The organism is Pseudomonas fluorescens group sp. PF-69, assembly GCF_054481235.1.
The window spans coordinates 4,291,153-4,309,946 of record NZ_JBTMNC010000001.1; the positions used below are offsets into that span (position 1 = coordinate 4,291,153).

Annotated in this window: 16 protein-coding genes; 13 read left to right on the forward strand and 3 right to left on the reverse strand. The window is 56.0% G+C overall.

The window, feature by feature from the left end:
• Positions 1 to 51: 51 nt before the first annotated feature.
• The 5 genes from ACX3YF_RS20220 to ACX3YF_RS20240 all read left to right on the forward strand — a co-directional run bounded on the left by ACX3YF_RS20220 (position 52) and on the right by ACX3YF_RS20240 (position 5,021).
• Positions 52 to 537 (forward strand): hypothetical protein, encoded by a 486-nt coding sequence (locus ACX3YF_RS20220; protein WP_130208878.1) that lies wholly within the window; start codon positions 52 to 54, stop codon positions 535 to 537.
• Positions 538 to 940: 403 nt separating this feature from the next.
• Complete coding sequence (locus ACX3YF_RS20225) at positions 941 to 1,486, forward strand: polysaccharide biosynthesis/export family protein (protein ID WP_047530453.1); 546 nt, start codon at positions 941 to 943, stop codon at positions 1,484 to 1,486.
• A 32-nt stretch (positions 1,487 to 1,518) separates the two neighbouring features.
• Complete coding sequence (locus ACX3YF_RS20230) at positions 1,519 to 2,631, forward strand: porin family protein (protein WP_130208932.1); 1,113 nt, start codon at positions 1,519 to 1,521, stop codon at positions 2,629 to 2,631.
• A gap of 21 nt (positions 2,632 to 2,652) precedes the next feature.
• Positions 2,653 to 4,218: a GumC family protein gene (locus ACX3YF_RS20235; RefSeq protein WP_130208876.1), complete on the forward strand. Its 1,566-nt coding sequence runs from the start codon at positions 2,653 to 2,655 to the stop codon at positions 4,216 to 4,218.
• An 11-nt stretch (positions 4,219 to 4,229) separates the two neighbouring features.
• The gene (locus ACX3YF_RS20240; protein ID WP_458974156.1) at positions 4,230 to 5,021 is read left to right on the forward strand and encodes a CpsD/CapB family tyrosine-protein kinase; all 792 of its coding nucleotides are present in this window, start codon (positions 4,230 to 4,232) and stop codon (positions 5,019 to 5,021) included.
• A 43-nt stretch (positions 5,022 to 5,064) separates the two neighbouring features.
• On the opposite strand, the gene galE is transcribed toward ACX3YF_RS20240, so the two are convergent.
• A complete protein-coding gene (galE, locus tag ACX3YF_RS20245; RefSeq protein WP_130208872.1) occupies positions 5,065 to 6,042 on the reverse strand; it encodes a UDP-glucose 4-epimerase GalE in 978 nt (325 codons plus the stop codon).
• A 380-nt stretch (positions 6,043 to 6,422) separates the two neighbouring features.
• Between galE and ACX3YF_RS20250 the strand changes: the two genes are divergently transcribed.
• The gene (locus ACX3YF_RS20250; protein ID WP_458974157.1) at positions 6,423 to 8,069 is read left to right on the forward strand and encodes a phosphoethanolamine transferase; all 1,647 of its coding nucleotides are present in this window, start codon (positions 6,423 to 6,425) and stop codon (positions 8,067 to 8,069) included.
• A 55-nt stretch (positions 8,070 to 8,124) separates the two neighbouring features.
• On the opposite strand, the gene ACX3YF_RS20255 is transcribed toward ACX3YF_RS20250, so the two are convergent.
• Both ACX3YF_RS20255 and ACX3YF_RS20260 read right to left on the reverse strand, forming a co-directional pair.
• On the reverse strand, positions 8,125 to 10,785 hold the full coding sequence (locus ACX3YF_RS20255; protein ID WP_458974158.1) for a glycosyl hydrolase family 5: 2,661 nt from the start codon (positions 10,783 to 10,785) through the stop codon (positions 8,125 to 8,127).
• Between the two features lie 4 nt (positions 10,786 to 10,789).
• Positions 10,790 to 12,316 carry an O-antigen ligase family protein gene (locus ACX3YF_RS20260; protein ID WP_130208868.1) on the reverse strand — a complete coding sequence of 509 codons (1,527 nt, stop codon included), beginning with the start codon at positions 12,314 to 12,316 and terminating at the stop codon, positions 10,790 to 10,792.
• Between the two features lie 95 nt (positions 12,317 to 12,411).
• Here ACX3YF_RS20260 and ACX3YF_RS20265 point away from each other — a divergent pair, with 95 nt between their 5' ends.
• From ACX3YF_RS20265 to ACX3YF_RS20295, 7 genes are all read left to right on the forward strand, one after another.
• Complete coding sequence (locus tag ACX3YF_RS20265; RefSeq protein WP_449106650.1) at positions 12,412 to 13,788, forward strand: oligosaccharide flippase family protein; 1,377 nt, start codon at positions 12,412 to 12,414, stop codon at positions 13,786 to 13,788.
• 139 nt (positions 13,789 to 13,927) lie between these two features.
• Positions 13,928 to 14,122 carry a hypothetical protein gene (locus ACX3YF_RS20270; RefSeq protein ID WP_130208866.1) on the forward strand — a complete coding sequence of 65 codons (195 nt, stop codon included), beginning with the start codon at positions 13,928 to 13,930 and terminating at the stop codon, positions 14,120 to 14,122.
• A complete protein-coding gene (locus ACX3YF_RS20275; RefSeq protein WP_130208864.1) occupies positions 14,119 to 15,615 on the forward strand; it encodes an FAD-dependent oxidoreductase in 1,497 nt (498 codons plus the stop codon). The genes ACX3YF_RS20270 and ACX3YF_RS20275 overlap by 4 nt, the downstream gene beginning before the upstream one ends.
• 97 nt (positions 15,616 to 15,712) lie before the next feature.
• A complete protein-coding gene (locus ACX3YF_RS20280) occupies positions 15,713 to 16,330 on the forward strand; it encodes an acyltransferase (protein ID WP_130208928.1) in 618 nt (205 codons plus the stop codon).
• Positions 16,323 to 17,279, forward strand: a complete 957-nt coding sequence (locus tag ACX3YF_RS20285; RefSeq protein WP_047530430.1) for a glycosyltransferase family 2 protein — start codon at positions 16,323 to 16,325, stop codon at positions 17,277 to 17,279. The genes ACX3YF_RS20280 and ACX3YF_RS20285 overlap by 8 nt, the downstream gene beginning before the upstream one ends.
• 7 nt (positions 17,280 to 17,286) lie before the next feature.
• On the forward strand, positions 17,287 to 17,811 hold the full coding sequence (locus ACX3YF_RS20290; RefSeq protein ID WP_196584780.1) for a serine O-acetyltransferase: 525 nt from the start codon (positions 17,287 to 17,289) through the stop codon (positions 17,809 to 17,811).
• 5 nt (positions 17,812 to 17,816) lie between these two features.
• Positions 17,817 to 18,794, forward strand: a complete 978-nt coding sequence (locus ACX3YF_RS20295) for a glycosyltransferase family 2 protein (protein ID WP_130208926.1) — start codon at positions 17,817 to 17,819, stop codon at positions 18,792 to 18,794.

An 18,794-nucleotide genomic window follows, 5' to 3' on the forward strand; every position in this document is an offset into this window, starting at 1 on the left:
AAAATACCTCCATCCAAAAAAAGAAACACCTCTGTGCAGGGAGGCTCTCCTATGCGTCCGACACTTGTCATTAAATCCGTTTTGGCTCTGATGCTCGTTAATGGTGCGGCGGTTTTTAATGCGCAGGCGACCACTTTTGTCAATGAATATAATCGCATGAGTAACGCTTGCGATACATTAAGGTCGCAAGTCGGAGCGGGTCCCGAAGAGGCTTCCGGTAGCGAGCTACTTACTTTCGGAAACGGCCTTGGCGTGCCTTCATTGGTTACCGATGTCTATTTCGATGGCACTCAATCGGCTAAATTCAGCAGTGTCATTCATCATTCCGGCTCGGCGGAAAGTGTCAACGTTTCATCTTGCGACGGTTTAATGACGGCGAGTGCCAACGACCGGGTCGCGGTAAACTTGACTAGCCAGGACACGGGTTTGACCGGTGTTTCTGATCAGCCGAAGGCAGTACCGTTATCGGCGGTCGCCTGGTTATTTTCTTCCGCGCTATTTGGTTTCATCATGGTTGCGAATCGACGGAAAGTATAAGTTCGGTCGGCCCTGCTGCAGGGTTTGATGGGGATTTAGTTGAAGTCGATTTACTGAATCTAAATAGCGTTTGATTAGTTGAACGTGATTCCGGTTAGTTGTTCTGGATAAATTACATGGGGGGCGGTGGTGCGGGTGGGGGCCGTTTTTCGCTAAGTAAAAATGGCTGGCGACTATAACGCAATAAAATTGACGAAGTTGCTGCGGGTTGATTTATTTTGTTGTAAGTTGTTGTTTAATAAAAAAAATTTCGCTGTCTGAGGTAGTGTCAGATGAAATTATCCGCCGATAAGCTCGATCCGATTGCTCTCTTATGTTTTTTTGGACATAAGAGGGAAGAGCGTGATTTGACTCCGCTTTTGTGTGAAACTCCTGGCAAGGCTACTTAGGCGGAGGGATCCCGATGTTGCGTTTACTGCTACCTGCGCTCTGTGCGCTGTCTGTCTGGTCAGGCATTACCACTGCCAGCGAAAATAACGCGGCTTACCTTCTCAATCCAGGGGACGTCGTTTTTGTTTCCGTTTGGCGAGAAGACACGCTCAAGGAGGAGGTGCACGTACTTCCCGATGGCAGCATCAACTTCCCGCTGGTGGGGCGAGTCGCAGTAGCCGGGCTTGATACATCGGCCGTCGAAAAACTGATTGCGAAAAAACTGGAAGAGTTCATACCCGACCCGAACGTCAGCGTGGTCGTGCGTGATCCCAAAGGCAATCTCGTCTATGCCCAGGGTAAAGTGATGAAACCCGGGTCGGTGCAGTTGGCGGGGCCGACGGCGGTACTGCAAGTACTGAGTATGGCGGGCGGGCTCGACAAATTCGCCGACAAAGATGGCATCAAGGTCGTGCGGAACAAGCAGGTGCTCCCTGTTCATTACAGCGATCTGATATCCGGGCGTGACATGTCCACCAACTATGAACTCCAGGCCGGCGATACGTTGGTCGTGCCTTGACCTTGCGCGACGTATTGGGGTTAAGCTTTCTTATGCTACGAACCACCGGGGCTGCCACAGCCATTCTCATGTTGCCGTATTCGGGGGTGGCCTATGCCGCCACCTGGCAATCGTCAATCGCATTGCCTTCGACCGTCGAGTACGACAGCAATCCGGTACTTCTCGGGGACGACGCCAAAAAGGCCGTGACCCGCACGATCATCGCCCCCGATTTCAGCCTCGTCGGAACCTCTGATCTTGATCAGTTGCGCATCGGTCTCGGATTGAATGTCGTTCGTTCCTCTGACACATCCATCGTTCGTGATCGTGAAGACCCGAAACTGTTGCTGGGCTGGCAGCGAGATACCGAAAAGGGTGCCTACGGGCTGACGGCGAGTTATGTCGAGAGCTCGACCCTCTCCAGTGCGGTTCAGGAAACCGGCGTGATTGCGACCGATGGCACGCAGAAACAATCGACGCTGGGCGGCAACTGGCGTACTGCGGTCACGGAGAGAAGCTCGCTGATCGACGAGGTTGAATACACGAACGTCGATTACGATATTGGTTCGCTGACCCCTTATGATGAACTGTCGAACCAATTGAGCTGGAATTACACCTGGAGTGAACGCGTCGAGCTCTTCACGCGTTTGTCCGTGCGACGCTATGAGCCCAAATCGGGTTCCGGGGTGGCCTCCTCAAACAGCTACACGCCAACGACCGGTTTTAACTACAAGATCTCCGAGCAGCTCGAGGTCTCGGCGTATGTGGGGGCCAACCAGGTTTCGGACAGTAACAGCGGCCCCACCGGTCAGGGCGGGTTCAACCTGCACTATGCCGGTGAGCGTTTTGACACGACCCTCGACGCCAGTCGCAGCACGATCGCCAACGGTAATGGTGGCTTCGTCGAGTCGAATAATCTGCGGGGTACGTGGAGCTACTCCATCGACGAGCTCAGCCGTACCGGCATTGATACCTCGTGGCAAAAAACCAAGGGGCAATCGCCGAGCACCCTGCGCAACTTTAATGTATGGGCCAGTCGAGAGCTCTCGCCTTTTTGGGTTGCGCGCCTATCCTACACCTACAAAGAACGCCTGCAAGACGGCTTGCCGGATGCCAGCGCCAACATCGTCGGGTTGACTTTGACCTATAGTTATCCCGAACTCTGAAACCCAGCTGTGTGAGTATTTATGGCCTCTGAATACGAAATGTCGGTCAACGACTACATAGCAATACTCAAGCACCGAGCGGTGCTGGTAATCGTGAGTATCGCGGTGATTTTTGCCGTGAGCGTGTTGGTCGCGATGTACATCCCTCCTGTCTATCAGTCATCCGGCACGATTCTGGTCGAGTCTCAGCAGATTTCGCCCGATCTGGTGGCGGCGAATAACAATACCTTTGCCGACGAGCGTATCGAAGTCATTCGCCAGCGTGTGATGACCCGCGAGCACCTGGAAGGGATCATCGACAAATACAATCTTTTTTCCTCGGAAAGCCGGCGGTTGAGCGTTACCGAAAAGATCGAAGAGATGCGCAATGCAATCAGCGTTTCCTTGGTCAGTGCTGCCGTGAAGGGGCGCGGGGAGGTGACCATCGCTTTCCGCCTGGGCTTTGAGCACAAGCAGCCAGAAATCGCGAACAAGGTTGCCAAGGAGCTGGTCACGCTGTTTCTGGATGAAAACATCAAGCAGCGCACCGAGCGAGCCAGTGAAACGACGGAGTTCCTGACACAGGAAGCGGACAAGCTCAGGGTTGAACTGGAAACCCTGGAGAACCGTCTGGCGGACTTCAAGCAGGCGCACAGTAACGCGCTGCCCGAGCATCAGGAATTGCGCATGAATATGCTGTCGCGCGCCGAAACCGAGCTCAAGGAAATCGACCGTGACTACAAGGCTGCCCGCGAGGAGTTGCGCTTCAACGAATTGGAAGTTTCCGCGGCCAGCGCCGGTGTCGTGAGCAAGCCGGGCGCAACGGGTGCGGAAGCTGAAAAGCCGCAGGATCTGGGCAGTCTCAAGGCTGAGTACACAAGATTGCTGTCGCTCTATACCGAAGCGCATCCCGATGTGCGCGCCGTCAAGCGCAAGATAGCCGCACTTGAGGCCGCTCAGGGGCCGGGGGCGAATGCGGTGAGCTCCGTCAGTCTGGAGGTGGCCAAGGCTCAGGCCCGTGTCGCCGCTTCGGAAGCGCGCATCAAGTCGCTGGCCGACCAGAAGCGTGAAATCCTTGCCAAGATAGACGCCTACGAGGCGCAGATTCTGGAGACGCCGCAAGTCGAGCGCGGCTTGGTCACGTTGATGCGCGACCATGACAACGCTCGCAAGAAGTACGAGGAAATTCGCACCAAGGAAATGGGGGCGAAGATCTCCGAAAGCCTGGAGCAGGAAAACAAGGCCGAGCGCTTTGTGCTTCTTGAGGCGCCGTTGATGCCCGAGAAGCCCGTCAGGCCCAACCGCAAGAAAGTCGTTGCCATGGGCTTTGTGCTCGCCCCGGTAGGCGCTGGTGCGCTGGTGATGCTGCTGGAGATGTTGAATCAGCGTGTACGCGGTGTTGAAGCCCTGACCAGTGTGCTGGGTCGACGCGTACTGGGCACTATTCCCTACATTCACACCAAGGCAGAACTTGAGCGCCGCAAGCGATTGCGAACACTGCTCATCCTCTGCGGATTTGTGTTGATCGCATGCCTTCTGGTCCTTTTGCATTTCTTCTACATGCCTCTGGACCTGCTGGTGTTTAAGGCTCTGGCGCGATTTGAATAAGGAATATAGCCATGGAAATAATCAAGCCCGCGGGCGATAAAGCCGAGCAACCGGCGACATCGAGTCTCGTGACCACATCGACTGGGCATTCCGCAACGCTCAATGCCCTCAGCTACGTGCAAACCAAGGTTGTGCCCTTGAGGGCAGACCATCTTGAGCGCAATCGCATCGTGGCCTACAACAAGAATTCGAGCATGGGCGGGGCTTTCGATTTGCTGCGCACGCAGGTTTTGAAAGCCATGGAAGAAAACGGCTGGCGCACGCTTGCCATCACTTCTCCGACCCCGGACTCAGGCAAAACGGTGTTGGCGATCAACCTGGCGATGAGCATCGCCCACCACACCACCAAGACGGCGTTGCTGGTGGACTTCGATTTGCGGCGTCCGAAGGTGGGTGCCTGCCTCGGCCTTCCGATGGAAAAATCGCTCAATGAGTTGCTGGCCGATGAAGCCGAACTGCAGGACGTGCTGGTCAACCCGACCTTGCCGCGTTTTGTGGTCCTGCCGACACGAGAGCCGATTCCGTTGTCCACGGAGGTGCTGTCATCGCCCGCCGTGAGCCATTTGATCAGCGATCTTCGCCAGCGCTACAACTCGCGTATCGTGATTTTCGACTTGCCGCCGGTGTTGAGTTCGGACGATGTGATTACGGTCTTGCCGAAATTCGATTGCGTTTTGCTCGTGGTCGCCAACGGGATGAACAGCAAGAAAGAGATCGAGGAAAGCCTGCATCATCTGGCAAACGCCAACCTGATTGGCACGGTGCTGAACAAGGCCGAACCCCAAAACCGCTCTTACTACTAGCGCTCACCTTCAGGCGCTCGGCGTTTTGCGTCAGCGCCTGCTTTCAATGCCAGGGATGCTTGCACTCCCAGTTCCAGGCGTGCGTCACAATCTGCTCAAGCGTGGCAAATCTCGGTGTCCAGCCCAGCAGGGTATTGGCCCGTCCCGGATCGGCCACCAGACGTGGTGGATCGCCGGCACGGCGTGGTGCATCGTTGACGCAGATATCCTGGCCAGTCACCCGGCGCGCGGTGTCGATCACTTGTTGCACCGAGAAACCCAGGCCGTTGCCGAGGTTGAACGCGGTACTGGCTCCCCCCTCCAGCAGGTAATCCACGGCCAGTGCGTGAGCCGCGACGAGATCGGTAACGTGGACATAGTCGCGAATGCACGTGCCATCAGGGGTGTCGTAATCACGGCCATAGACGGTGATCGATGTGCGCCGGCCCGAGGCGGCTTGCAGGATCAGTGGCAGCAGATGGGTTTCCGGTTCATGGCGTTCACCCAACTGTCCTTCAGGATCTGCCCCGGCGGCGTTGAAATAGCGCAGGCAGACCGACTTGAGACCGTATGCACGGTCAAAATCTTCAAGCGTCTGCTCCACCATCCACTTGCTGCGCCCGTACGGGTTGATCGCGGCCTTGGGGTGTTCTTCGTCGATGGGCACGTACACCGGGTTGCCATACACGGCGGCGGTCGAAGAGAAAATGAAATGCTTGACCCCGGCACGCACCATGGCTTGCAGCAGCGTCAGCGTGGCAGCGAAGTTATTCTGATAATACTTGGCAGGTTCAGTGACGGATTCGCCCACCTGTATAAAGGAAGCGAAGTGGAACACGGCATCGAAACGGTGCTCCGCAAACAGAGCGTCCAGCGCCTGCACATCAGCGATGTCCAGTTCAACCAGTTGCCCGCCCGTCAAGGCGCTGCGGTGGCCCGTCGAGAAGTTGTCGGCCACCACCAGATCGTGGCCCGCAGCCAGAAGTTGCTTGACCATGTGTGAGCCGATATAGCCCGCGCCACCCACCACCAAAAATTTCATCCTGATCTCCGAACTCCTGGAAACTATTTCAATGCAAGCACAGATTGGAACGTCAGCGCGTTTCAATTGAGCACTATGTTAAGTAATTTAGCCGTTGAGTTGCATTAACAGGGTTTGGCCGTGCTTTGCCCTGTGACGCCTTGCTCAAAAACAACCTGTCCAACGCCTGGTTTTATGAGCGACGGCGAATGGAAATGGCTAAAGGCGACTATAGTACGTTTTGTGTCATTGAGTACGCACCTGTTGTTGAGTTGTTGATTGATCTCTTGCAATCGCCCAGCCTGGGCAGGCGAGCGATTGCTGCGGGGCATGGGATCCGAGGGCGTTGATTACATCTCCCTTGGGGCGGCAAGTGAGTATTCCACGAGAATAATTATAAAATGAAAAAAAACCCAAAAATTGCCGAATGCTCATTAAAGGTGTTAAAGGCCGAATGGCCGAATCTGGTGCTGTGGGCCTTTTTGCTGTCACCGCTGACCATTAAACTAATCACGAGTTATCGGTATTCGAAAATTGACTTGCTGGTTTTCTACACGATTGCCATGTCGGTGTTATGGCTGTTGGCTATTCGGTTTGTTTCGTCCAATCAATTCAGGGTCCACGTCATTCTGTTGCCGTTCTATCTGGTCGCGACGGTTGATCTTTTTCTGGTGTTGAATTTCAACTCGAGATTGACAGCGGCTTACGTGTTCGTTGGCTTGACCAATTACAAGGAGGCGAGCGATTTTCTACCGACTTATTGGCGGTCCATCAGTATCGCTCTGCTGATTTTCATAGTGTTTTACGGGGTGGGATTGGCAGGGCTGTACAAGCGCACGTTGTACAGGAATAACGGTATTTTTCTTTTGGTCTTTAGCGCCTTGCTGCTGGGGTATGGGGCGTATTTTTATAAAACCGTCAAGATGAATTCTTTCGGGAAATCTGCGGTCATGGATCTCCTGGCAAAAGATCAAAGCATACCCATAGGTTATTTGTCGCAATTGGGGCTGACTGCAGACTTGTATTCGAACTCGGGGACATTTATCCAGCGACGTCGAGAACATGAAGTGAACATCACCCGCCTGTCGGATCAATCGAATATCGACACCGTTGTGTTCGTGATTGGCGAGTCATCACGGCCACACAGCTGGTCGCTCTATGGCTATGACAAGCAAACGACCCCCTATCTCGACAAACAGACGGGGATTTTCAAATTCAAAAATATGTGTACGACAGCCCCCTATACTTCGTACGCAGTTCCTTCAATGCTGAGCCTTGATCCCATATCGGATTGGGACACTATTGCGTCGACAAAATCATTGGTGGGTATCTATCGTGCAGCCGGGTACATGACGTATTTGTTGTCTGCACAGGAAGTGGATAGTTTTGGCGGAATCATTCCGAACATCGCTGCAGAAGCTCAATACCGTCAATATTTTGAGAGGAGTTACGACGGCGCATTGATTTCGGAGTATGAAAAAATACTGCAGAAACAAGACACGGAAAAGAAAGCCATATTTATTCATATCAAGGGGAGCCATTTCGAGTATTCACGTCGATACCCGGCAAGCTTCGATCAGTTCAAGCCTGCAACAAACAGCATGAAGGATAAAATTACCGCCGAGTATGACAATACTATCCTGTACACGGACTGGCTGTTGAATGCGTTTATTGGTGCGTTGGAGTCAAGCGGGAAAGCTGCTGTCCTGTTTTATGCATCGGATCATGGTGAGAATATGATGGATGACAGTCAAGGGTTAGTGGGGCATGGGATTGGTAATAAACATGATCTCTCGGTGTCGGCATTTATCTGGGCATCGCCCAATCTTTCAAGTCAGCAATCCCTGACGCTTTCAAAACTGAAGGACAGGGAGAGTCAGAAGATCAGCATATCTTCCTTTCCACATACGCTTTTAAATATCACGGGTGTTTTCACGGATAAGTATAAAGTCTCGGAAGACTTGTTAAGTGATGAGTTCATGCCGTCTCAATGTCCACACCTGCTCGGCGCAGGCTATGTACCATCGTTTGACTTTGACAGCCTTTGAACAGTCCTGATTGAACAACGCCGCAAGGCTTTGTTCAATCAGGTTGACTGGCCGATTATTGGCGGGTGGAGGAGGGGGATGCGGCTGTCTCGACAGGGTTTGACTTCGCGTCGCCCTTTCTCAAAAACAACCAGTTCGACGCCTGCAAGCCGTCGAAGTTGATCTTGTAGTGCCCATCGGCATAGGTCGCGGGCAGCTTCTTCATTTGCCCCATGATGCCTTGAGTGAACAGTGTCAAACCCTGCGGCGCCTGGAGGGTCAGCGTGCCCTCGAGGGGCTCAACGTAAAACGGTGTTTTGTCGTTGTCTTGGGGGATGGCCCGAGTGCCCAGGGATATCATCAAATTCTGCGACCGGCCCAAAGGTGCTTCATCCAGACTCTGCACCACCACGCTGGCGTTGAGGGTCTTCACTTGAACCTGAATGTTGCCCAGGCTGATCGACTCGCCGCCGATCCAGCCGGTAGCGGCCTGGGTGCGCGGCGTATTGATGGTGTAGACACCTTGTTTCCAGTTGCGCTTGAGTTCACCCGTGTCGGTCGTGGATTCGTTGGCATTGGCGTCCAGCAGCGACTGCCCGGGGTCATGAAACACCTGCGCATTGCTCGGGATAACGCTCTGTTGCAACCAGGGCAATTCCGGTGTCGGCGGCATCGCGATTTCCAGCTTGCCTTTCTCCATGACGGTGCGCAGTAGAGCAGAGTTGGCCGGTGTGATCATCTGGTTGAACAGGGTGCCTGGCGTCGGCGCAAAGACATAGGTCGTCGTTGCTTCGTGAACGTCTGCGCGGCGATACAGCAAGGCGGCGGCAGGCAGCGTGGCCAGCATTGCGGGGTCGTTATAGGCGTGCCAGTTGCTGGCGCTCATCCCTTCGCCGCCCAGTGGCTCCTGGCTGTAGGCATATTGCATCAGTGCATCCCAGCCTTGGTGGCTGGCGGTGCCGGCGATATAGAGTGGCAGCGAGTGACGGTCTGGCGTCGGGAAGGGCTCGTTGTTCCACTCGGTGACGGTCAAGGGTTTGCCCGCGACCTGGCCGGCGGCGATCCAGTTCACGATGCCGTCGCTGTACAGTGGGTTTTTTTCTATCTGCCCGGCGCCGCCGTAGCTGTGGACGTCGATGACGTCGCCGACGGTAAGGGCGGGCAGGGAGTTCAGACTGTTGCCGCCCCAGGTGCTGGTCGTGGCGATGGGGACTTTCACCCCCAAGCCACGCAGGTGCTCGATCATATCGACGTTGAAACGTCGTTCCAGGTCGTTCAGGAACAGCTTGGAGGGACCAGGCTCCCAGGAGCGCCAGGTCTGGTCTGCGGAGAGATTGTGCTGGTTGGCAAAGGCTTTGGCCTCCGCCATGTAGACGCTGTTGTGCTTCGGTACGTTCTTGTCTGGTAACAGGGCGTTGCCAAAGTGGTGGGTGAGGTCGTTTTCGTTGGTGATCAGTACGGCGGCGATCGCCGGGTCGTCTTTGTAGGCCAGGCCGGTGTAGGGGTTCACATGGGTCAGGTAGTCTTCGGTAAAGCGCTTCATGGCTTTCTGAATGGTGAGATTCACATAGGCATAGCCCTTGAGATAGGCAAAGTTCTGCTCTTCTTTCGGCAATTCATCGAAGCCGTAAATGTTGTCCTTTTCCAAAAGAGCTCGCTGGACGTGCATATCGAGCCACACATAAATGCCTTCGTCTTTCAGGCACTTGATCCACCAGTCGATTTTTTTCAGCGACTGCGGGCTCAGTTCCTGGGTGCTGCGCGTGATCCGGCTGTCGCCAAAGATGTTCGGGAGCACCCACGGCGAATCATGGTGATGCAGTCGTACGAGATTGAAACCCAGTGCCGACAGCCGTTTGGCCTGCAGCTTGATGGCATCGTCTGGCGTGGCGAACAGCGTATAGGCCGACAGGTTGGTACCCCAGAAGCGCGCCGGGGTGTTGTCCGCGAATAGCAATTGCTCGCCGGAGGCTTTGACGAATCCGCGCTTGCCGGCAGGTTTTTCCTCGGCATTGAGAAAGGACAGATCGACCGGAGAGGTTTTCCAGTCGAGCTTGTCAGTGGGCCAGCTCTTGGGGTCCGCCAGTCCGAAGCGCTCGCTACTGGTGGGGCCGATCGCCACATCGCCGGAAACGCTCAAGGTGGCGGTGAACTCCTGGCGGCCAGGTTTGATCGTGTTCTTGTAGAAAAAGGCACGCACCTCCGATTGATCGCCCGGTTCAAAGTACACGCCTGCCAGCGCGGGCTCGAAACGCATTTCGATGCGTCGCCCCTGCGCATTGCCCCAGGACCAGCCGCGGTTGTCGGGCAGCAAAGCGGGCGGGCCCATTTCTCCCGCGAACAGTGAAGGGTCGAAGTTGAAGACGATGCCGCCACCGGACAAGTCCGACTTCATGCTGCGAGCATCCAGGGCAAACTTCCAGGTCAACGATTGCGGGTCTTGGTTCTGAATCTGCGCATTCAAGTCGAAATCCAGCGCGGTGTTTTTACCCGCGAGGGTGTACCGATAAGGTCCGTTGGTCTTGAATTCGGTTTGCAGATACGTCCAGTCCCAGCTCCTCCCGAAGAACGAAAATGTCGTGGTAATCGCCGGGCTGCCACCGCGCATCAGCGTGGGCAGGCCGTTGCGCTCATCCACACTGGCGACCCAGCCCGACGCCCAGGTACGAAGCGGCCAAATAGCGAAAAACAGCAGGAACGCGAGCAGTATCCGGGAACGTCGGAGCAATGGAATCATGGGGCTACCTGAGTTGGAGATGGGCACTCGCCGTGACCGCCGTCGAGGTCTGCCTGAGTCTGCGGGCCATCTGCGCGTAGGCCACGCCCAGTCCGGCTATCGACCAATACACCACGGGGATGACGGTGATACTGCTGACGGTCACGATGGTGATCAGGATCCCGGCCAGTGTCGCCAGGAGCGCACGCCCAAGTCGGCGTGCCTCTTCATCTTTGTTGGAGAACGAGCGCATCCCTTTGCGGATGCCAAGCAGAACTGCGGCGAAAAAACACACGAACAGCATCAATCCAATCAAACCCACCGACAGGGCTATGCCGATATAGGTGTTCACGATATCGATGATCCCCTGACCCTGGGTCAAGGACTGCATTTCCGGTGTGCTGCGGTAATCGAATGAGCCCAGCCAGGGGTTGCGCTGGATAACGATCACGGCGTTATCGATCAACTGTTGCCGATACGTGATGTTCTCGGTCTCCACCGTGCCGATGAAAGGAAGCAGATCGAGCACTTTTTGTCCGCCCGGTACGACGGCCAGCAACGGAAGGGCTAGAACTCCGGCGAGCGCCAGCAGCATCAGGCGTTTGACGGCCTTGCGACCGGTGCCGATGAACACGACGATCATGACGGCGGTACCGACCCAGGGACCCCGCGACAGCGGCGCGTACAGCCCACCGGCGAGCAATAGCGCGCCCAGGCCTCTTTGCAGCCGACTGCGTACATCTTCCTGCAAGTACAGGTACATCCCGCAGGCCACGCTGATGACGAAGCCCAGCGCAATGGCCTGTCCGGTGGTGACGCTGGCGCGTAATGAGCCGCCGCGAGTCAGGTAAGTGGACATATCCCATTGCATGCCCAGGGCGTTGTTCAGCCCGCTGTAGAGCAGCCAGTTACGGGAGTATTCGAAGAGGCCAATAAGCGACATCACCATGGCGGCGAGTACAAATGCAAACAGAGCGTCCTTGAAGTCGCTGAGGGTCCTCAGCGCTCGGCTGGCAACGTAGTAGGGCAGAAACACGTCGATGAACAGATAAAGCGTCTGGCGCAATGCGTCGGTGGCGGTCGTATCGCGCAAATAAAGCAGGCTTGTCAGCACGATGTTGGCGGCCAACAGTTTGTCAGGCCAGGTGCGCCCGAAAGGAAGGGTGTCCGGTCGCCGGCGCAGCGCCAGAAAAGCTGGCAGCAGCACAAAAAACGCCAGCAGGCGAACATGGTTAAGGACAAAGAAATAGTTGACCACGCCGAAGCCGGGAATCTCCGCTCCCGATGGCGGCATGAGAAACAGCAGCATGAAAAACAGCGCGACAGGGTTACGTTCGCGTTTCTGCGCGACGGTCAAAATGATCGCGGCGATGCCGGCGTACAGCCAGAAACTGTGCGCAAAAAAGGCCAGTAGCGTCAATGCGAACCACAGATTGCGCCGACGCGTGAAGTGTCGGTCGGGGATCAGGTCTTCTGCCGGCCGGCGCGCCATGAAAAACACAACGCCGGCAAGGACCAGAATGACGATTAACGCTCGTAAGTGCTCAGGCATGGGCGATTGGACTTATTGATTGATGAGCGAAGGCTAGTGGAATGGCCAAATGCGACTATAGTACCTTTCGTGCCATTGAGTCCGGAGTTGATGTTATGTCGCTAGCTGATTTCTCGCCATCATCCCGCCTTCGTGGGCGAGCAATCTCTGCTGGGGTCTGGAATCTGGGGGCTCTGGTCACATCACAAGCCTTCCGTTTGGGCGGCAACCTGATAATGGCCCGTCTGCTGATGCCGGAGATGTTCGGCATCATGCTGATCGCCATCACCGTTTCGCTGGTACTGCATTTACTGTCCGATGTCGGCTTGCGCCAGAACATCATTCAGAGCCCGCGTGGCGACGATCCGGTGTTTCTCAATACCATCTGGACCGTGCAAATTCTGCGTGGCTTTATCCTCTTCGCTTCAACGCTTGCGCTCGCAGCCCTCGCCTGGTTTGCGCAGAGCCTCAATCTTTGGGCGGTCAACTCCACCTACGCCGCACCCGAGTTGCCGCTGGTGTTGGCCGTGACCGGTTTCTCGGCAATCATCGTTGGTTTTCAGTCGACGAAAGTCGACCTGGCAGTGCGCGCCTTCCAGCAAAAGAAAGTGGTACTTACCGAGTTTGCCTCCCAGGTCGTCGGGCTGTTGGTCATGCTGGTGGTCGGATACCTCACCCGGTCCATCTGGTCGCTGGTGATTGCCGGTCTGGTGCAATCGCTGGTCAACACGTTGCTGGGGCATATCTGGTTCGAGGGCCCGTCCAACCGTCTACGGTGGGAACGTGCTGCGCTCGATGAGTTGGTCGGCTTTGGTCGCTGGATCCTGTTGTCATCGGCGGTGGGCGTGCTGGCCATGTACGGCGACCGTGTCTGGTTCGGTGGCAGCATGACGGCCAGCGAACTGGGCGTTTACTCTATCGCCGTACTGATTCTCGGAGCCGTTCAGCTTGGGTTGCAAAGGATAGTCGGGGCGGTGGCCCTGCCAGCCTTCAGTGAGGCTTCAAGAACCCATGACACCGCACGGCTCCACGCGTTGTACTTCCGCTTGAAGATGATGTTCGATCTCGCCTGCCTGTTTTTCTGCGGACTGTTCCTGACCGGCAGCCCACTGCTCATCAGGGTTTTGTACGATGAGCGTTACGCCCAGGCCGGCGACATGCTGGCGATCCTCTCACTCTCCTTTTTCACCATGCGCTACCTGGTGGCGAATCAGATCTGGATTGCCTTGGGGCACACCAAATACCAGGCCATGGACAACATTATTCGCGTGGTCTCGTTGTGGGTGCTGGTGCCTTTGCTGCTGGCCATTGGCGGGGTCAAGTACGCGATCTGGGGGGTCGCCCTGCATACGTTCCCTACGCTTATCCTGGTGTTTTACGTGAACTATCGTCTGGGGTTGTTCAGCCTCAAGCGCGAGCTTGTGGTGTTGCCTATGCTTGCTGTGGGGGCTTTGTGCGGGGAGCTATTGACGGGCCTTGCCAAGTGGCTTTGATTTGATCTGTCTCTCTTGTTGAATCCATCGCTGTGGCACGACGTCGCCATTGAGGTATCGATGGTTGGCGCCAATGAATTGTGGCCTTGGTATGGAGTTGAAATTCCAATGCAATCTCGATGTCGTGGAGCTTTGAATCATGAGAGAAACTGATTTGAATACCTCTGTGATGGGGCGCAGAGGCTTCCTTCAGGCGTTTGCCCTATTGAGTCTCGGGGGGCTCGCTTTTGGATTTTCCGAAGCGGTTGCCCGGCCTGCCGCCGCCAAATCGGAATTTGTTGTGATCAACGGATGGGTGCTGCCTGCCCAGCATTTTCGGCAAGCACAATCATGATCAAAGATTACCAATCGCAGAAAGAACTCCGCGATCACTATGACATCTGCATTATCGGCGCAGGGCCGGCCGGCATTACGCTGGCCTTGCGTTTAGCCGGTAATGGGCGGCATGTCGTGCTTATCGAAGGCGGTGGGCACGAGTATTCACCGGTTTCGCAGAACCTCTACCAGTGCCCGTCGACAGGCCTTGAAGTCTACGCACAGGAAACACGCCTGCGCTTTCTGGGCGGTACCTCCAATCACTGGGCCGGACGATGCCGTCCATTCGAGCGCTCGGACTTTGCCGTGGGTCCTCCCGTGGACCTGCCCGGCTGGCCCATCGCGTTTTCCGAGATCGAGCGCAATCTGGCGGCGGCCATGGAGATTGTCGATCTCCCGCCGAACTCCGGATTCAAGGCAATCAATGCCAATCTGGATGGCAAAGACTTCGAAGCTGACCGATTCCTGCTCAGCCCGCCAACGCGATTTGCACAGAAATATGCCAAGGAGCTCAATGAGACCGAAGGGCTCGATGTCTTCATCAACTGCAACTGCGTCGACCTGGAGTTCGATAGCAAGACCGGCCGCATCGAGACGATCCTCGTGTCGGACTACCAGTTGCATCATGAGCGAGTCAGGGCCAGGCACTTCATTCTGGCAACGGGCGCGATCGAAAATGCCAGGCAACTGCTCAACAGTGAGTCCCTTTCCGCTGGCGGTATCGTAAAGAAGGATGGATTTGTCGGCAGATGCTTCATGGAACATCTGAACGTGGAAATGGGCACTTTCATTCTGAAGGACGGGCAGGGTACCGATGCCCGGCAGTACTTCACGACGGATGCCTTCGTGCAGGAACACGAATCGGGAAAGGGCAATGTGACGGCCTCGCTTGTATCCGAGGTGAAAGCCTATGGGCGAACGGCGGCGATCAAGGACTTTTTCGAGAATCTCATCTGTGACATCGGGGCGGCGCGCAAGATCGAGTTCATTACCAAATTCGATTGCCCGGGGGACGGGGTACTCGGCACGCTGATCGAGCAATTCCCCAACCCCAATAGCCGCATCGTGTTACTCGAAGAGCGCGATGCGTTGGGCGTGAAAAAAGTGAACATTCACTGGGAACTGACCCCGGTAGACAGAAATACCGTCAAGTCCATAGGGCTCGAAGTGGCCAAGTGTTTTGCCGACACGGGGCTGGGTTTCGTCAAGCTGGATGCGTGCGTTTATGACGTCGATTTGCCGCTGAAGGTCAATCCCCATGCCCACCATATGGGGACCACACGGATGGCGGCCTCGCCTGAATTTGGCGTTGTCGACGAAAACTGCAAGGTGTTCGGGGTCGAGAATCTTCACGTGGCGGGCAGCAGCGTCTTCGCTACCGGCGGTGCCTGCAACCCGACGATGCCCCTGCTGCAACTGGCGCTGAGGCTGGCCGATCATCTCAACCAGGAAATGGGCCCCGCAGTGGGAAGGTATTCCGGAACAGGAGAGTTTATTGATTTTCCGAGTTGATTTTTTAGGAGGGGGCTACGCTTAGAGTAGTGGTAATAAAGAATCAGGGTGTATGAACCCTGGCACGATGTATATCGCTGAATTTGAGGCTGACAGGATGATTGGTCTACTAAAACGCGCTATTGCTCATTACGCCAGAACAACAGGGCGTGGCACCTCACTCTATAAAAAGTTTTGTAAACCTGACGGGTATGAATGGGCCCAGCACATGGGGCGATGGGGAGGACTGCACTCCGTCGGCAAAGGCGCCTGGATCAACCTGGGGTGCAACATCACCGACCCGGCGATGCTTCGACTCGGTGACAACGTAGGTTTATCCGACTGCACAATATTCGGCCACGATGGCATCGTCCATGTCATCAACGCGCGTGACGGAACGAAGCTCGACTCTGTCGGCGGCGTCGATATCCGTGCCAATTCCTTTATCGGCCACGGTGCCATCGTCATGCCGCGCGTAACGATTGGTCCTGATTCGGTGGTGGCCGCCGGCGCTGTTGTATTGAGAGACGTTCCGCCCGGGATGGTGGTCGGGGGGAATCCAGCCAGGGTTATCTGTACGATGGAAACGCTGGTGAAAAATATCAAAGAGCGTTGCGCCGAGTACCCATGGATTGACCTGATCGAGAATCGGGACGGTTTGTTTGACCCGGAACTGGAACCGAAGCTGCAGGCGATGCGCGCAGAGTATTTTTTTGGCGAACAACCCAATGGTTAGTGCCGACCTCGATGTATTGGTCGTTAACTACAACACAGCCTCTTTGTTGCAGCCGATGTTTAATGCGTTGCGTCAGTCAAACGACACGCAACGCACGCGTTATCTGGTGGTGGACAATGCCTCTGCGGATAATTCGCTGGAGCGTCTGGCCAGTGTTTGTCCAGAGGCATTGCAACTGGCCAATCATACGAATGTCGGTTTTGGTCGTGCCAACAATCAACTCGTTGAACACCTGCAAGGCAAGTACGCGTTGTTGCTCAACACCGACGCCTTCGTTGCCGCCGACACCCTGAGCAAGACCCTCGAATACATGGAGGCTCATCCGGATTGCGGGGTCCTGGGCGTTCGATTGGTCGGGCGTGAGGGTGATTTGCAACCCTCCTGCCGCTATTTTCCGACGCCGTTGAATGTCTTCCTGGCACGCACCGGGCTGGAGCGTTTTTTCCCTGGCGTGAAGAAGGTCGACGACATGACCTGGGACCATGACTCGGTACGTGAATGCGACTGGGTGCCGGGGTGTTACTACCTGATCCGACGCGAAGTCATCGATAAGGTTGGCCTGTTCGATCCGCGCTACTTTCTCTATTACGAAGAGGTCGACCACTGCAAACGGGTCAAGCAGGCGGGCTGGAAAGTGGTGTATTACCCGCACACCACCGTGGTGCATATCGGTGGTGAAAGCGCCAAGTCCGTCGACGAGCTCAACACGGCCAGTCGACAAATTCCCAAGTTGCAAATCGAAAGCGAGCTGTTGTATTTCCGCAAACATCACGGTTTGTCCGGGCTGGCCGGGCACATGCTGCTGGTCAGCCTGGGCGATCTGATTCTGGCGCTCAAGGCACTGTTGAAGGGACGCGGCCGTGCCGCCATCGGGGCATGCTGGCAGCATGCGCGTGTGACCTGGGCGCTGCTGGGTGAAACAAAACTCGCAACCCAACCAACACGGTAGATAAACCATGTTCGAAAACATACGTGCGGACTTGCGTGCATATGCGGGTGATTGGGCCGCCCAGGGTTTCTGGGTGATGTTGGTTTATCGCTTCGGACGCTGGCGCTACGGTGTGCGTCCCGCGCCATTGCGCAAAGTGTTTTCCTTTATCTACAAAGTGCTCTTCAAATTCGTGCAGATCATCACGGGCATCGAATTGCCGTGCGAGGTGGTGGTCGGGCGCAACTTCGTCATCGACCATTTCGGCGGCATCGTGATCAGTGGTTATGCGCAGTTCGGCGATGACTGCCGTATTCGCAATGGCGTGGTCGTGGGGCTCAAGAACGTCAACGATCCGATTGCCCCGGTGTTCGGCAACAATGTCGACATCGGCACCGGTGCCAAGGTGTTGGGCAATATACGCATTGGCAACAATGTGGTGATCGGGGCCAATGCCGTGGTGCTGATCGATGTACCGGATAACTCGATTGCAGTGGGGGTGCCTGCGACGATCAAGACCCGGCAGGGCGAACCCGCCAGGGAATGCTCTTGAACGCCATGGCCACCGGCATCGGCGTCGTTGTGATCGGTCGCAATGAGGGGCCGCGATTGCAGCGGTGCCTGGCTTCGCTGCTCGGTATGGCGCAGCAGATTGTGTATGTCGATTCCGGCTCGACCGATGGTTCCGTGGAGATGGCGCGCGGGCTCGGCGTCGAGGTGGTCGAGCTGGACATGGCGATTCCCTTCACCGCTGCGCGTGCGCGCAACGAAGGATTCGCCTGCGTGCAACGTTTATTGCCGCAAGTGCGTTATGTGCAGTTCGTCGATGGTGATTGCGAGGTCGTCGCTGGCTGGCTGCCCCGGGCGCAGGCCTTTCTGGATACGCAGCCGCAGGTGGCGGTGGTCTGTGGACGGCGCCGTGAACGTTATCCGCAACATTCGATATACAACTTCATGTGTGATCTGGAATGGGACACGCCGATAGGCGAGGCCAGGGCGTGTGGTGGCGATGCGCTGATGCGGGCCGACGCCTTCACCTCGGTGTCTGGATTTCGTCCGGATCTGATTGCCGGTGAAGAGCCGGAATTATGTGTGCGACTGCGCGCCAAGGGCTGGAAAGTCTGGCGTCTGGCTGAAGAAATGACCTTGCACGATGCGGCCATGACTCGCTTCGGCCAATGGTGGCGGCGCACCCTGCGCGGTGGTTACGCCTTTGCCGAGGGCGCTTTTTTACATGGCGCCACGCCGGAGCAGCATTGGCGGCGTGAGTCGCGCCGTGCCTGGTTCTGGGGGTTGGGAATCCCGCTGGCGACGGTGCTTGTCAGCCTGATGGCGGGATGGTTCGGGCTGTTGGTGTTGTTGGTTTATCCGCTGCAAGTCGTGCGCCTGGCCCGTCGAGGTCAAGCATCGACGGGCAAAAAATGGCTGCTGGCTTTCTTTCTCGTACTAGGGAAATTTCCCGAAATGTTCGGGCAAATAAAGTTTCTATTGAACAGATTCGGCGCCGGCAAGTCGGCGTTGATCGAATACAAGTGA